Genomic DNA, 12,262 nt, shown 5'->3' on the forward strand with positions numbered 1-12,262 from the left:
TGGCCGAGCCCAGGAGCACGATGGCGCCGTCGGCGACGTTGGCAAGGTTGATGTTGAGGGTCTGGCCCGGGGCTGCCGAGAGGAGGCTGGCGTTCACCAGGCTCAGGGGATTGGCCAGGGTTGCGATACCGGTGATGTTGGAGCGCAGATGGCCGCCGTTGAGGGTGACGCCACCGCTGCCCAGCGCGGCGCCATTCTGGATCTCGAGGGTGCCGGTGAGCACGCTCGTGCCGCCAGAATAGGTGTTGGCGTTGGTGAGGGTAGCGGTGCCGGGGCTGGTCTTGGTGAGGGCGCCGGTGCCGGCGAGCACGCCGTTGACGGTGCCGGCCTGCAGGTCGAACGCGGTGCCGGCATTGATCGTGGCGTTAGCGGCGACGGTCCCGTCCGTCATCTGGAACTGGCCGACATTCATCATGCCGGTCCGTATGGTACCGCCGGCCATGTTGAGCGTGGCTTGGGTTTGGGTCGTGCCGCCCAGATCGAGCACCGAGCCGAACTGAAGGGTGGTGGTGTTCGAGCTCGCACCGAGCGTGCCGACCGAACCCAACCGCAGCGTCCCCTCCGATATCGTCGTGCCGCCCGTGTAGGTGTTGGCACTCGTCAGCCTCAGCATACCGTTTCCGGTTATCACCAGCGTGCCCATGCCGCTGACTTGTCCGGAAACGGTGAAGTCCGGTTTGCTATGGGTGTCGAACGTGACGTCACCAACTCCATTCAGCACAACCGGGTTGTGGAGCGTCAGGCTACCGTTGTCCACCCGCAAGCTGGTGCCCGCATCAAGACTAACGACACCGAAGCCCAACGCAGTAGAACTCAGAAGGCCGATCGTGGCGCCACCGGTCACGTAGAATCCGCCGGTGGAATTGTTCGTGCCTAAAAAGGAGTTGTTGCCGCCGATCTGTCTGATGGAGATTGCGCCGGCGGTCTGGTTGATCGTGCCCGAGTAGACGGCGTTGCCGCCGACGCTGGTCAGGTTCGCCAGCGCACCACTAGTGTTGATGATTCCGTCAGAGCCATTGAGAAATGTCGCACCGCCGAAAAAGCCGACTTGCGGCAGCACGACGGCGAGCCCGTTCAGATCCAGGTTGGCCGCGTCGGCGGCCTTAGGGGCCAGCAGCGCCAGCGCTCCGGCAAGAGCTGTGCTGGCAAGCAGCAGATAATCGCCGCGTCCGGCAGGTTCGCACTTGCCTCGCGGCGCATCCGTGATCGATGCCTCTCCCTCCCGGTTGGAATCGGCCAGGGTTTCGCGGCGAGCGAATCGGTGATGGGCCATGCCGTCTTCTCAAGTGTGCCGAGGAGCCACTAGGCTCTCCCGAGGTTATGGGAGTCTTAAGAAAAAAACCTTAAAATGCACCTGGCGTCAAAGGACTCAGGGCAAATTCACGCGCCATGTCACCAAACGGCAACGTCCAACCTCGGCGTTATGTTGGATCAACTGCCGGTCCAGACCGAACTCCTAGCCTGCTGCAGGGACTCGCCTTCGAAGCGAGCATCAGCTGGGCGGTGCGGTCATGTAGTGCTCACTGCGCCATTGCGCTGCACAATGCTGCGCCGCCATTCCGGCGAACTGTTGCGATACGAACCCGACTGACCCAACGCTGGCTCATAGCGCAGTCTGAGACCGTCCTCGATCGCGATTTCGTACGTCCGAGATCACGTTTGAAGGCGCGATTATCGGGCCGGGTCATCATCCTCAACGCATGGACCCGTCCCGATTGCGATCGGCGAAACTTTCAAAGCGGGGTCCTTGTCTCGACGATGGTGTCGGCTCGTAGGGGAGGGCGATGAGAGTTCGGAAACAAGGTATGGCCATTCTTGCGGGGCCCGTGCTCCTTGCATTGGCGCAGCAAGCGGCCGCTGCCGATGCGGCCGGTGTGCGTCGGATAGAAATCCCGTCGACGGCCCGCGATAGACCCCTCAATGTGACCGTCTGGTATCCGGCTTCGGTGGGAGGCGAAGCGGTCATGCTCGGGGAGAGCCCGTTTTTCGTGGGGACGTCTGCGATGCTGGACGCTCCTGTCCTCGAACACCGCTATCCGCTTGTGCTGCTCTCCCACGGTGCGGGGCTTGCGGGCAGCGCCGAGGCTATGAGTTGGATCGCGGCTCCCTTGGCAAAGCGGGGTTTTGTGGTCGCGGCCCCCACACACCCGGGAAACATCGGCCTCCACAGGTCCGCTGCCGAGACGATGAAGCTCTGGCTTCGACCTGCCGATGTCTCGCAAACCCTCGACGCAATGGAGAAGACTTCCTTCTTCAAAGAGCACATTGAGCCCGGTGAGGTTGGGGTCCTTGGTCTTTCAATGGGCGGCAGCACCGCTTTGGCCTTGGCCGGGGCGCGGTTCGACCCGCAGCGGTTGGCGGCCTATTGCGACACGGACGCGCTTAACCCTTCGCTTTGTGGTTGGCTCCGGCAAAGCGGCGTCGACCTCCGTGCCATGGACATGAAGGAGGCCGACCGCGACAACCGGGATGCTCGTATCCGCTTCGCCATGGCGATCGATCCGGCTCCTGTCGATGTCTTCGATTCCAGGACTTTCTCGCAGATCGAGATTCCCGTCGAAATCGTTAACCTCGGGCGGACAGGGGAGATTCCCGTGTCGGCGCAAGCTGCGGACGTCGCCAAGGCCATTCCAGGTGCTCGTTACATCGAGATTAAGGATGCCAGCCACTTCAGTATGTTCGCGGAGTGCAAACCCGGTGCAATGGAACTTGCTGAGACTGAGAAGATCGAAGAGCCAATCTGTTCGGATGGCTACGGGCAATCGCGCCGCGCAATTCATGCACAACTGATCGATCTCGTCGCGAGGGCATTCCGCCGAACGTTGAGGTCAGATCATTGAATGCCAGGGGACAGGCAGCCTCGTGACAGTCGTCCCTCGACGATTTAGCTGGAGACGATCGGAAACGAATTGTCGCTCCGGCTCGTTCGCATAAAATGGCCAGCCTTGTCGCTATGACTGTGCAGGGAGGGTGAAGATTGACCCGAACTCTCCCAACCCTTCGCAGGTGAATGTCACCACCCGTCCGGCATCACGCCGAACCCAACCCTTCTCAAGCAGCCGCGACAGGATCGCGGCTCCCAATGCGCCACCAAGATGGCTACGCCGCTCGCTCCAGTCGAGGCAGGCCCGGCACACCGGACGGCGGCCTTTCTCCAATTGGTTCAAATCAATCCCGAACTCGCTGAAGAAAGCTCTTCCCCTGTCGGTCAGGGCCAACTGCTCCTCGCCAGCGATGAACCCCTGCTGGCTGGCTCCGTTGAGCAGCTCGACCCCTCGTTCGCCCGCCAGGTGATCGTAGCAGACGCGGGCTGCTCGCAATGCGGCATCCTTCGGACCTGTCCGGACCCGGGTGGCACCCGTGCGCTGGGCGAGGCCCATCAATGCCTCCAAAACCTGCGCTACGTCCGGGTCCGAGAGCCGGAAATACCGATGCCGTCCTTGCTTCTCCGCCGTAAGCAGATTAGCGGCGTCGAGTTTCGACAGATGGCCACTGGCAGTCTGTATGGTCACGCCTGCGGCCTCGGCGAGCTCGCTGACCGTCAGGGCTCGCCCGTCCATGAGGGCCGTGAGGATGTTAGCCCGGGCCGGGTCTCCCAGGAGTGCGGCCACGGAGGCGATAACGGGTCCTTCTTTCATACTTCGACCGTAGCCGAAGCAACGCGGTTGCTCAATCGAGTAAATATGAATTCTCACGGATTTTAGAAGGACGCCTAAGCATGATCACCTGCTTCATTCGCTACGAGATCGACCCGTTCAAGGTCGCCGCCTACGATGAGTACGCCCGCAACTGGGGTCAGGCCATTCCACGCTGCGGCGCCGACCTCATCGGCTATTATTCTCCCCATGAAGGATCGAGCACGGTCGCCTATGGTGTTTACAACATCAAGAGCCTGGCCGACTATGAGGCCTATCGCGAGCGTCTGCGCAACGACCCGCTTGGGCGAGCCAATTACGAGTTCGCCAAGAAAGAACAGTTCATCCGCCGCGAGGACCGCATCTTCTTGCGTCTGGCTTCGGCACCGCATGCCGAGCTCATCTAGCCATGATTGCAGTGATTTTCGAAGTGCGCCCCGCCGAGGGCGAGACGCAGCACTATCTGGATCTTGCGGCCACGCTCCGAGAGGATCTCGTCCAAATTGACGGGTTCATCTCCATCGAACGTTTCCAGAGCCTGAGCGAGCCGGACAAGATCCTGTCGCTCTCGTTCTGGCGAGATGAGGAGGCGGTACGGCGGTGGCGCAACCGTCCTGGCCACCGCGCCACCCAGGTGAAGGGTCGCAACGGCGTCTTCGCCGATTACCGTTTGCGGGTTGCCAGCGTTATTCGCGACTACGGCCTGCACGACCGGGATCAGGCCCCTACCGACAGCCGCAATGTGCATGAAGGGAAGCGCCATGACGTCTAAGGCTGCTGATCAGGGAGGGGATCGCTCGCGCTATCTCGTTGGGGCACTGTTCGGCCTTGCCGCAGTGAGTATTTGGGCGGGTTGGATGCCGATCACGCGCCTGAGCGTGACGACCTCGCTGACACCGTACGACCTCGCCATGCTGCGATTCGGAACGGCCGGACTCCTGCTCCTTCCCGTGTTGATCCGCCGTGGCCTGGCCCTCGACCGTCTGCGGTGGTGGGAGCTTCTCGTCATGGTTGTTGGCGCTGGCGCGCCGTATTCACTAGTAGCGGCCAGCGGACTCCGGTTCGCTCCGGCTGCCGATGCTGGGGTTCTGACCCCGGGCGTCATGCCGTTGGTCGTGGCCGTGCTCGCGTCGGTGGTCCTGAGGGAAAGGATTATACTTCGGCGCAAAGTCGGTTACGGCCTCATCCTCCTCGGCGTGATCGTCATCGCCGGACTCGCGGCGCTGCTTCCAGGCCTGCAACGGAGTGTGGGCCATCTGCTGTTCCTCTCTGCTGCCTTCATGTGGGCGTGCTACACGATCATCCTGCGCAAGGCGGCCCTGGCACCGCTCCATGCGGCCGCCATCGTGGGGGTCGGTTCGGCTGCGGGGTTCACGCCGATTTATCTTGCGACCCAGGGCATGCACTTCACGCATGCTCCCGTGAAGGAAATCGCCTTCCAGATGATGTTCCAGGGCATCGTGGCGACGATCCTGTCGCTGTACCTGTTTGGAAAGGCGGTCTCGATTCTCGGCGCATCCGCGGGGGCAGCCTTCGGAGCGCTGGTTCCGGCGATGGCGGCTCTGTTGGCCATCCCGATCCTGGGGGAGGCACCGTCGCCGGGTGACTGGGGTGGAATCCTGGCCGTGTCTCTCGGCGTGTATCTCTCCAGCGGAGGACCTCTGTGGCGGCGAACACGGATGGTTCTTCCCGTTGATGCCACCGAAGGAACATGACCGTTCTCGTCACAGGTGGAAGTCTCATCTTCATTCAGCAATCCGTGAGCGAGCTTCATTTGCCTCGGCGTCTGGTTCGAGATCGTGAACCTGGTGTATTTTGCTGTCGTCATCACGACGGTAATTCAGCTCAGGGGAGGATCCGTGTTCGACCGCTTCATCCCGACCTCCCTCGCAAGGGCGAGCAGTATCGGCGTCGTCGTGTGCGGGACCCTCATCATCCCGTCCGAAACCCTCAATGGGCAGCCGTAATTCGATAAGGATCAGGAGGAACCATGGCACTGAAGGTCGCGCTAATGCGCAGCGTCGTCATCAATGGACAGCGTGTGAAAATGGCGGATGCCCGGGCATTGGCGGAGCGCGTCGGCGGAACGGACGTGCAGTCCGTGATCGCGACCGGCAATCTCCTGTTCCGCTCCGGCAAGGCCTCCCGCGTTCTCGAGCGGGAGCTGGAAGCCGAGTGCGGCGCGTTCTATGGCCGGGCAACCGAGATCGTGGTCAAGACTGCGGAGCAATGGCGCTCGCTCCTCGCGGCCAATCCGTTCCCGGGCGAAGCGGGCCGAACCCCGTCACGGCTGCTGGTATGGGCAATGAGGGATCCTATACCGGATGCCGGCATCGCGCAGTTGCGTCGGCGCGCGGCCGGCGACGAGCGGGTCGAGCGGACACCCGAAGGAGACTTTTATATCTGGTTCGGCGATGCCCCGATCTCGGGATCGAGGATGGCATCTGGCTTCGGCCTCAAGGCTCTGGGCGCGGTGGGAACGAACCGCAATTGGAATACGGCCATTAAAATCTCGCGGACATTGGATGCGATGGCCGGATGAACGCGGAACTATGGCGACGATCGATCGTCGGCTGGAGAGGCTTTCTTGTTGCAGGTCCGGAAGTCGGATCGCCTGGAACGGAACCGCGAGGGTTTCGTTGAACGGCGCAACCAACGGAGACGCGCATGACCGATGTTCACCCTGTCACCCCAATCCCTTCGCTTGACCTGAACCGCTACCTCGGCAGGTGGTACGAGATCTGCCGCCTTCCCCTGAAATGGGAGGATGAGGCCGCTACCGACGTCACCGCCCGGTACAGCCTGGAGAATGATGGCACGGTGCGCGTTGATAATCGCTGCTTCGATGCCGAGGGCAAGCCTACCCAGGCCGTCGGCGAGGCCACGCCGATCAACGAGGGCAAGTCGCAGTTGAAGGTGTCCTTCCTGCCGGAGGGCCTGCGCTGGGTTCCGTTCACGAAAGGCGACTACTGGGTGCTGAAGCTCGACCCGGACTACCGACTGTCCCTCGTGGGAACGCCCGAGCGAGATCACCTCTGGCTGCTGGCAAGGGATCCGCACGTCGATGAGGCGGAGAAGGAAGCCTATCTTGCCGAGGCGCGGCGGCAGGGCTTCGATCTGGGTCGGCTGATCTCGCCACGGCAGACAGGACGGGAGGTCACAGACGAACTCCTGTCACTTTAGGCTGTGGCAAGCTCATCCCAGTGATCGGCTCCCGATCACTGCGCATGAGCGCGATGGCATATCTAGTCCGGGACCTGCGCCAGTCCCGCGAGGAGACACTTCAGAAGCGTGTGGACCTTGCGCGGGACAAACCACCTTGGCGGATGTGCCGCTTCAGCGATCTGCCGATCACAACGGAAGTCGGCGCAACTCGTGCACTTCGTCTGTCTATATGTTTCCGCTGTTGGAACTACGAACGAGGATCGGGGAAGTCTTTGAAGCCTCGCAACAGCTAAGGTCAGCTCCGAGGCAGAAGCTGACCTTCCTGACTTTGGGTTCAGTTTCGCAAAAGCGACTAGGGAACAAAGCTGTCGTCTCCCATAGAATGCGGGGCTCGCTAAAATTCACGCTTGAAATCCCGGTGCAAAGATACGCAGCAGGCTCTCGACCTTTCGGCTCGTTTTGTCGTTAGGCTTCAGATGTTTGTGGCGGTTGTAGAACTCCATGAAGCCGCTTACGACCTTGTTGAACTTGAAGGCCCGCACGTCCCGGTCGATCTGATCCTCGAAGGCCGGCAGGTCAATCGGGTCGGTGCCCCGGTGCGCCAGCCACCGCCGCATCCGCGACAGGAACCGACGCTGGCCAGCAATGTGCTCGTCCGACCACTCTCCGCCCTCGGAGTAGGGGCCGATGAACATCAGGTATAGCCGCAACTCGTCGGGATCGTAGTCGTCGGGGCTAACCGCGTTCCCCTTCGACTTCGACATCTTGGCTCCGTCCTTCCTGATGATGCCCTGGTGGATCACCTTCCTGAATGGCTCCTCCTGCGGGACGATCCCCATATCGAACAGCACCATGTGGATGAATCGGCTGTAGATCAGGTGCATGCAGGCGTGCTCGGCCCCGCCCACGTACAGGTCGACCGGCTGGTAGCAACTTTCCGGCAGGAACTCGGTGTCGCTGTCGGTCAGGTACCGCAGGTAGTAGAACGAGGAATCAACGAAGGTATCCAGGGTGTCCGTCTCGCCCTCGACCGGGATCGGACAGCCCCATGCCCGCTGTCGCGAGACGCACCAGTCCCTCTGGCCGGCCAACCACGCCCGCTGCATCCGCTTGGTGGAATCCGGCATGCTGATCCTGTCCAGGCCAGCGATCAGCCGGTCCCGGTAGTCCGTGATCCGGAAGTACCACTGGTTCATGTCCCGTCGGTCGACCGCGCGGCCGCAGCGTTCGCAATGGCCGTTGATGACCTGCTCGTTGGCCAGCACCGTCTCGCAGGACGGGCACCAGTTCACGTCGCCCCATGCCTTATAGGCGAGCCCGCGCTCGCGCAGGCGCGTGAAGATCCACTGCGTCCACTTCATGTAAGAAGGATCGCAGGTGACGAGGCGCTCCTCGTAGCACGTGTTCATGCGAGCCATCTGGGTCCTGAACTGCTTGATGTTCTCGTAGGTCACGTCGGCTGGGTCGCGCCCGACCTTGCGGGCGTAGTTCTCAGCCGGCAGCCCGAAGGCGTCATAGCCGAAGGGCTGAAAGACGGTTGTGCCGCGGTGCCTCAGCCAGCGGCAGTAGGAATCGATGATGGCATAGTTGTAGTAGTGCCCCAGATGCAGCCCGGCCGCTGACGGGTACGGAAACATCACGGCACAGTAGAAGTTGGCTTTCATGGCTCAACTCTCTGCGTTCGGACGAACGCGTGAGAGGAGCGTCGCCCAGACTACTTCGCGAAAACGACGAATGACCCGGCCGTCGAAACGACCGGGAGGCGAAGTCGCAGAGTATGGGCGAATGCATTCATGGCTTTAACGTAACAATGGCTCTTGTACCGGTCAAGGTGCGGCCTGGGCAAACCCATTGGGAAGTATCCATCGTGCCGGACTGAGGGTTCAGTGCTGGGCCAGGGAATGTCTTTGCTGGACCACAAGTTGACTTCTATCAGAGGGGAGGAGATCTCTTGAATTCGCGGATCGTGGGTGAAGCTCTTGCGGCAAATGTGCTCATTCTGTTTCATGAGAAGCACGGACATTTTCAGCTGCGGCTTTCCCCGGATCTATGAATGCCCGGCACCCGGGGCATCAAGGCCGAACCGGTCGAGGGCGAGCATCGGCCCTACAGCTTTCTGACCTGCGAGCCGAATGCCGAGGTGAAGCCGATCCATCCCAAGGCCATGCCGGTCATCCTCACGACAGCGGAAGAATACGACACAGGGCTCAATGCACCGATGGAGGAAGCGCTGAACCTCCAGCGACCATTGCCGGAAGGTGCCCCCGAGCTTCGGGTTAAATTTCGGAGAGGGCTGTTTATAGAACCGGATAGTGTGTTGTTTCAGCATATTCGGAAAATTTCACAGCGACCAGATTGAGTGGGCAGCAAACAGGCACTCTAACTGGCTTTCCGGTCGGGCCCGGCTCAGGCATGAATACTTACAGAAGCTCTAGTGTGAGGCGGGGCATGACGACCGCGGTTCCGCCTATCACGACTCCACGGCTGATCCTATGCCTCCTAGAGATTGCCGACGCGACGGCCGTGCAGCAGCGCTTTCCTCATTGGGAGATTGTGCGCTTCCTCCCAAGGAGGGTCCTTGGCCGTACCCGCCGGATGGTGCCCTGACATTCATTCGAGATCATGCGCTCCCAGCCATGGAAAACGAAACAGGGTGGCGCTGGTCGATCAGGCCAAAGGCTGAGCCGGAGCAGCTTATTGGCGTGATTAGCCTCATGGATAAACCAGGCAACAACCGCGGGTTCTGGATCAATCCCCGACTGGCAAGGGCAAGGCTTGATGTCAGAGGCCAGCTCCGCGGTCACAGACTTCTGGTTCGAGACGTTAGGGCGGCCTGTCCTTCAGGTGCCAAAAGCTATTGCAAACGAGCGCTCTCGTCGCATCTCCGAGCGCCAGGCAATGCGGATCATAGAGAGGTGCGAACGAGACTAGGTGTCGGGCCGCTTTCTTGCGGAAGTATGGGAGATTACTCGTGACGAGTGGCGAAATCGCCGCGATAGAAGTCGCCTGATCGAGACCATTTCTGCTCATTTCTATCCAAAATGGGATCTTGCGCTGGTTCACTTTCCTCCGGCAGGCCAGAAATCATTCGAAGGCATCGGCCAACCAATAGAACATCTTAGTGAGGACACGAGCAGCCAAAAGTTCATCGCCGTCACACGTTACTTGACCCTACCTCTATCCTTTATCATATTCCCGGTCATGAAAGTCGCTCCGAGTACCATCTAGATCCGGCTTCCGCACTCCGCTGCGTGAGGCCCGAGCGTGGGTAACATAATGCTACCCACCGTCATCCGCTTGCTCAAAGCGGATCGCCGCTGCGTGCGCAGCTCAGGACATTGGTACTTTTATGACAAACTACTTTGAAAGTCCCTTCAGGGGCATCACCCTCGATAAGCAAGTCACCAACCCAAACCTTATCGTCGGGCGCTACAGTTACTATTCCGGCTACTATCACGGACATAGTTTCGAAGACTGCGCTCGCTTTCTCCTCCCGGATGAAGGCGCGGACAGGCTCATTATCGGTAGCTTCTGTTCGATTGGATCAGGTGCTGCCTTCATCATGGCGGGCAACCAAGGTCACCGGCACGACTGGATTAGCACCTTCCCGTTCTTCTGGATGCCCGAGGTACCGGCCTTCATCGGTGCCAGTAACGGCTATCTGGCATCGGGAGATACGGTCATCGGGAATGATGTCTGGATCGGCTCCGAAGCGATCGTCATGCCCGGCGTGAAGGTAGGTGACGGTGCAATCATTGGAACTCGGGCCTTAGTGACGCGAGATGTGGAACCTTACACCATCATTGGCGGCAACCCTGCTAAGCCAATCCGGAAGCGTTTGGATGAAGCTTCCATAGACAAACTGCTCGAGATGAAATGGTGGAACTGGCCCGATGACGAGTTGCAGAAAGTGATGCCAATTCTGACAAGTGGCGACGTTGAAGCTCTTCATAGCCATTGGCGAAAGGCCGCCAAGGAGAGCTGACAGGACATCATCTGCTTCTGCCCGTCCGCGTCCAATAGCGGGCGGGCAACTGTTTACCTTCGATCAGGGTTCTTTATATCGGCTTGTCACGACGGAAGCACTGAATGTCACCGAATTTGGGTGAGCTAGGATGGTAAACTCGCTCACATTGCTTAGTACAGCCTAGAATGCTGGTAGCACTATTGGTTCTTCCTCAATGGTAGTCACAATGAATGATGATCCAATCACCATTCGCGCAGCCGGTGTGGTCGACGCAGAGGCAATCGGCCAGGTTGTGCTGAGCGCACTCCGGTCCAGCAATGCCAAGGACTACACGCCCGAGATCATCGCGCGGGTAGCAGAGAGCTTTTCCCCTGCTGGCATGGCCACCCTCATGGCGCGGTGTGAGGTTCTTGTGGCCGTCGAGGGACCCAGGATTGTCGGGACAGCCAGCTTGGACGGCAAGGTTGTGCGAACCGTGTTCGTGGCACCTGATTGTCAGGGCAAAGGGGTCGGGGCGGCGCTGATGCGGGAGCTCGACCGTCTAGCTCGTGCAAAAGGCAACACCACGTTGGCGGTTCCGTCCTCCGTGACGGCCGAAGGCTTCTATGCCAAGTTGGGCTTCAAGGCCGTTCGTGACAGCTATCATGGGGACGAGAGAACCATCATCATGGAGCGCTCGCTTTAGCAACTTCGGCGAACGGGTCTTATGGAATTCCCTTAGATGGGCAAGATGGACGACCTGTGGGCGCGAGGACCTTGATCCGGCTCAGGATTTCCAGGAGATTGTCTGGCCAGACCGTTTCAGATGTTTGAGCCAGCTCCGCCATCGACCACCAACGATGAGCTGCCATGACCTCACGCTCTTCATGCGTCCAGCCCTCACGGGACAGGTCCGTATGCTGAGCCCGAACCACAAAGAAGCGTTCTTCCGCCATAACATGCTCCCCATCGGAGAGCTGCAGAACGAACTCTCGGGTCGCTACCTCCGGCCCGATGGTCTCTATGTGGAGGCCGGTCTCTTCCCTGAGTTCACGGATGGCCGCCTGTTGAAAGGTTTCCCCCTCTTCGAGGCCACCTCCCGGTGTCGCCCAGTAGGCTTGACCTGCCAGTGGCCCTCGCTGGTGCGAGAAGTGGAACAACAGCACTCGTCCGGCTGTGTTGAGGACGAGCAATCGGGCTGAGGGACGACGACGCATGGAACGCTCCTCAAAAGTGTCAGAAGACAGTCTAAGGAAACTTAAGCCGTTAGCGTCAATAGGCAAATTACGTAAGTAAGGTCTCCGAATCAGCCGGTAAATCCATAAATACTCTCCATGCGAATGCTAATGGAAACAAAGCTGTTGAATCACCAAACTCTGCTCTCCCGAATCTATTGCTTCAGAACCGGAAGTGACCCAGTGTAACCGAGTTCGCGTGACTGGTGAGAAAGGTGGACTACCATTAGGGAGCGCGAACTCCACAGACGCCGCTCGCCTGGGCACTCTCAAGATTTGCA

Annotated in this window: 15 protein-coding genes and 1 riboswitch; of the genes, 11 read left to right on the plus strand and 4 right to left on the minus strand. The window is 60.0% G+C overall.

Translation table 11 applies throughout. The annotated features are described in order from the left end of the window. The coding region (locus tag LJD17_RS23155; protein ID WP_227386563.1) for an autotransporter-associated beta strand repeat-containing protein at window positions 1-1,273 on the minus strand (1,273 nt) is incomplete at its 3' end. 532 nt (window positions 1,274-1,805) lie between these two features. On the opposite strand from LJD17_RS23155, the gene LJD17_RS23160 reads away from it, so the two are divergent. Further along, on the plus strand, window positions 1,806-2,840 hold the full coding sequence (locus LJD17_RS23160) for an alpha/beta hydrolase family protein (protein ID WP_227386564.1): 1,035 nt from the start codon (window positions 1,806-1,808) through the stop codon (window positions 2,838-2,840). Between the two features lie 111 nt (window positions 2,841-2,951). Here LJD17_RS23160 and LJD17_RS23165 read toward each other — a convergent pair whose 3' ends face one another. Continuing rightward, window positions 2,952-3,638 carry an ArsR/SmtB family transcription factor gene (locus LJD17_RS23165; protein ID WP_227386565.1) on the minus strand — a complete coding sequence of 229 codons (687 nt, stop codon included), beginning with the start codon at window positions 3,636-3,638 and terminating at the stop codon, window positions 2,952-2,954. An 80-nt stretch (window positions 3,639-3,718) separates the two neighbouring features. Between LJD17_RS23165 and LJD17_RS23170 the strand changes: the two genes are divergently transcribed. The 6 genes from LJD17_RS23170 to LJD17_RS23195 all read left to right on the plus strand — a co-directional run bounded on the left by LJD17_RS23170 (window position 3,719) and on the right by LJD17_RS23195 (window position 6,818). Further along, window positions 3,719-4,042, plus strand: coding sequence for an NIPSNAP family protein (locus LJD17_RS23170; RefSeq protein ID WP_227386566.1), 324 nt, complete (start codon window positions 3,719-3,721; stop codon window positions 4,040-4,042). A gap of 2 nt (window positions 4,043-4,044) precedes the next feature. Further along, window positions 4,045-4,407, plus strand: coding sequence for an antibiotic biosynthesis monooxygenase family protein (locus LJD17_RS23175; protein WP_227386567.1), 363 nt, complete (start codon window positions 4,045-4,047; stop codon window positions 4,405-4,407). After that, window positions 4,397-5,350 carry a DMT family transporter gene (locus tag LJD17_RS23180; protein ID WP_227386568.1) on the plus strand — a complete coding sequence of 318 codons (954 nt, stop codon included), beginning with the start codon at window positions 4,397-4,399 and terminating at the stop codon, window positions 5,348-5,350. The genes LJD17_RS23175 and LJD17_RS23180 overlap by 11 nt, the downstream gene beginning before the upstream one ends. 84 nt (window positions 5,351-5,434) lie before the next feature. Next, the gene (locus LJD17_RS23185) at window positions 5,435-5,602 is read left to right on the plus strand and encodes a hypothetical protein (RefSeq protein ID WP_227386569.1); all 168 of its coding nucleotides are present in this window, start codon (window positions 5,435-5,437) and stop codon (window positions 5,600-5,602) included. Between the two features lie 23 nt (window positions 5,603-5,625). Further along, a complete protein-coding gene (locus LJD17_RS23190; RefSeq protein ID WP_227386570.1) occupies window positions 5,626-6,177 on the plus strand; it encodes a DUF1697 domain-containing protein in 552 nt (183 codons plus the stop codon). Window positions 6,178-6,302: 125 nt separating this feature from the next. Beyond that, a complete protein-coding gene (locus LJD17_RS23195; protein WP_227386571.1) occupies window positions 6,303-6,818 on the plus strand; it encodes a lipocalin family protein in 516 nt (171 codons plus the stop codon). Between the two features lie 383 nt (window positions 6,819-7,201). On the opposite strand, the gene LJD17_RS23200 is transcribed toward LJD17_RS23195, so the two are convergent. After that, entirely contained in the window at window positions 7,202-8,464 is a 1,263-nt protein-coding gene (locus tag LJD17_RS23200) for a class I tRNA ligase family protein (protein WP_227386572.1), read from the minus strand. A 389-nt stretch (window positions 8,465-8,853) separates the two neighbouring features. On the opposite strand from LJD17_RS23200, the gene LJD17_RS23205 reads away from it, so the two are divergent. The 4 genes from LJD17_RS23205 to LJD17_RS23220 all read left to right on the plus strand — a co-directional run bounded on the left by LJD17_RS23205 (window position 8,854) and on the right by LJD17_RS23220 (window position 11,452). Further along, window positions 8,854-9,159 carry an SOS response-associated peptidase family protein gene (locus tag LJD17_RS23205; protein ID WP_406600870.1) on the plus strand — a complete coding sequence of 102 codons (306 nt, stop codon included), beginning with the start codon at window positions 8,854-8,856 and terminating at the stop codon, window positions 9,157-9,159. A 392-nt stretch (window positions 9,160-9,551) separates the two neighbouring features. After that, on the plus strand, window positions 9,552-9,731 hold the full coding sequence (locus LJD17_RS24440; RefSeq protein ID WP_227386595.1) for a GNAT family N-acetyltransferase: 180 nt from the start codon (window positions 9,552-9,554) through the stop codon (window positions 9,729-9,731). A gap of 418 nt (window positions 9,732-10,149) precedes the next feature. Further along, on the plus strand, window positions 10,150-10,785 hold the full coding sequence (catB, locus tag LJD17_RS23215) for a type B chloramphenicol O-acetyltransferase (RefSeq protein ID WP_227386573.1): 636 nt from the start codon (window positions 10,150-10,152) through the stop codon (window positions 10,783-10,785). Window positions 10,786-10,993: 208 nt separating this feature from the next. Continuing rightward, the gene (locus LJD17_RS23220; RefSeq protein ID WP_227386574.1) at window positions 10,994-11,452 is read left to right on the plus strand and encodes a GNAT family N-acetyltransferase; all 459 of its coding nucleotides are present in this window, start codon (window positions 10,994-10,996) and stop codon (window positions 11,450-11,452) included. Between the two features lie 19 nt (window positions 11,453-11,471). Here LJD17_RS23220 and LJD17_RS23225 read toward each other — a convergent pair whose 3' ends face one another. Next, window positions 11,472-11,963: an NUDIX hydrolase gene (locus LJD17_RS23225; RefSeq protein WP_227386575.1), complete on the minus strand. Its 492-nt coding sequence runs from the start codon at window positions 11,961-11,963 to the stop codon at window positions 11,472-11,474. A 207-nt stretch (window positions 11,964-12,170) separates the two neighbouring features. Continuing rightward, a riboswitch (ZMP/ZTP riboswitch) is annotated at window positions 12,171-12,253 on the plus strand. Window positions 12,254-12,262 lie beyond the last annotated feature (9 nt).

The organism is Microvirga rosea (assembly GCF_020595095.1).
Taxonomy (GTDB): Bacteria; Pseudomonadota; Alphaproteobacteria; order Rhizobiales; family Beijerinckiaceae; genus Microvirga; species Microvirga rosea.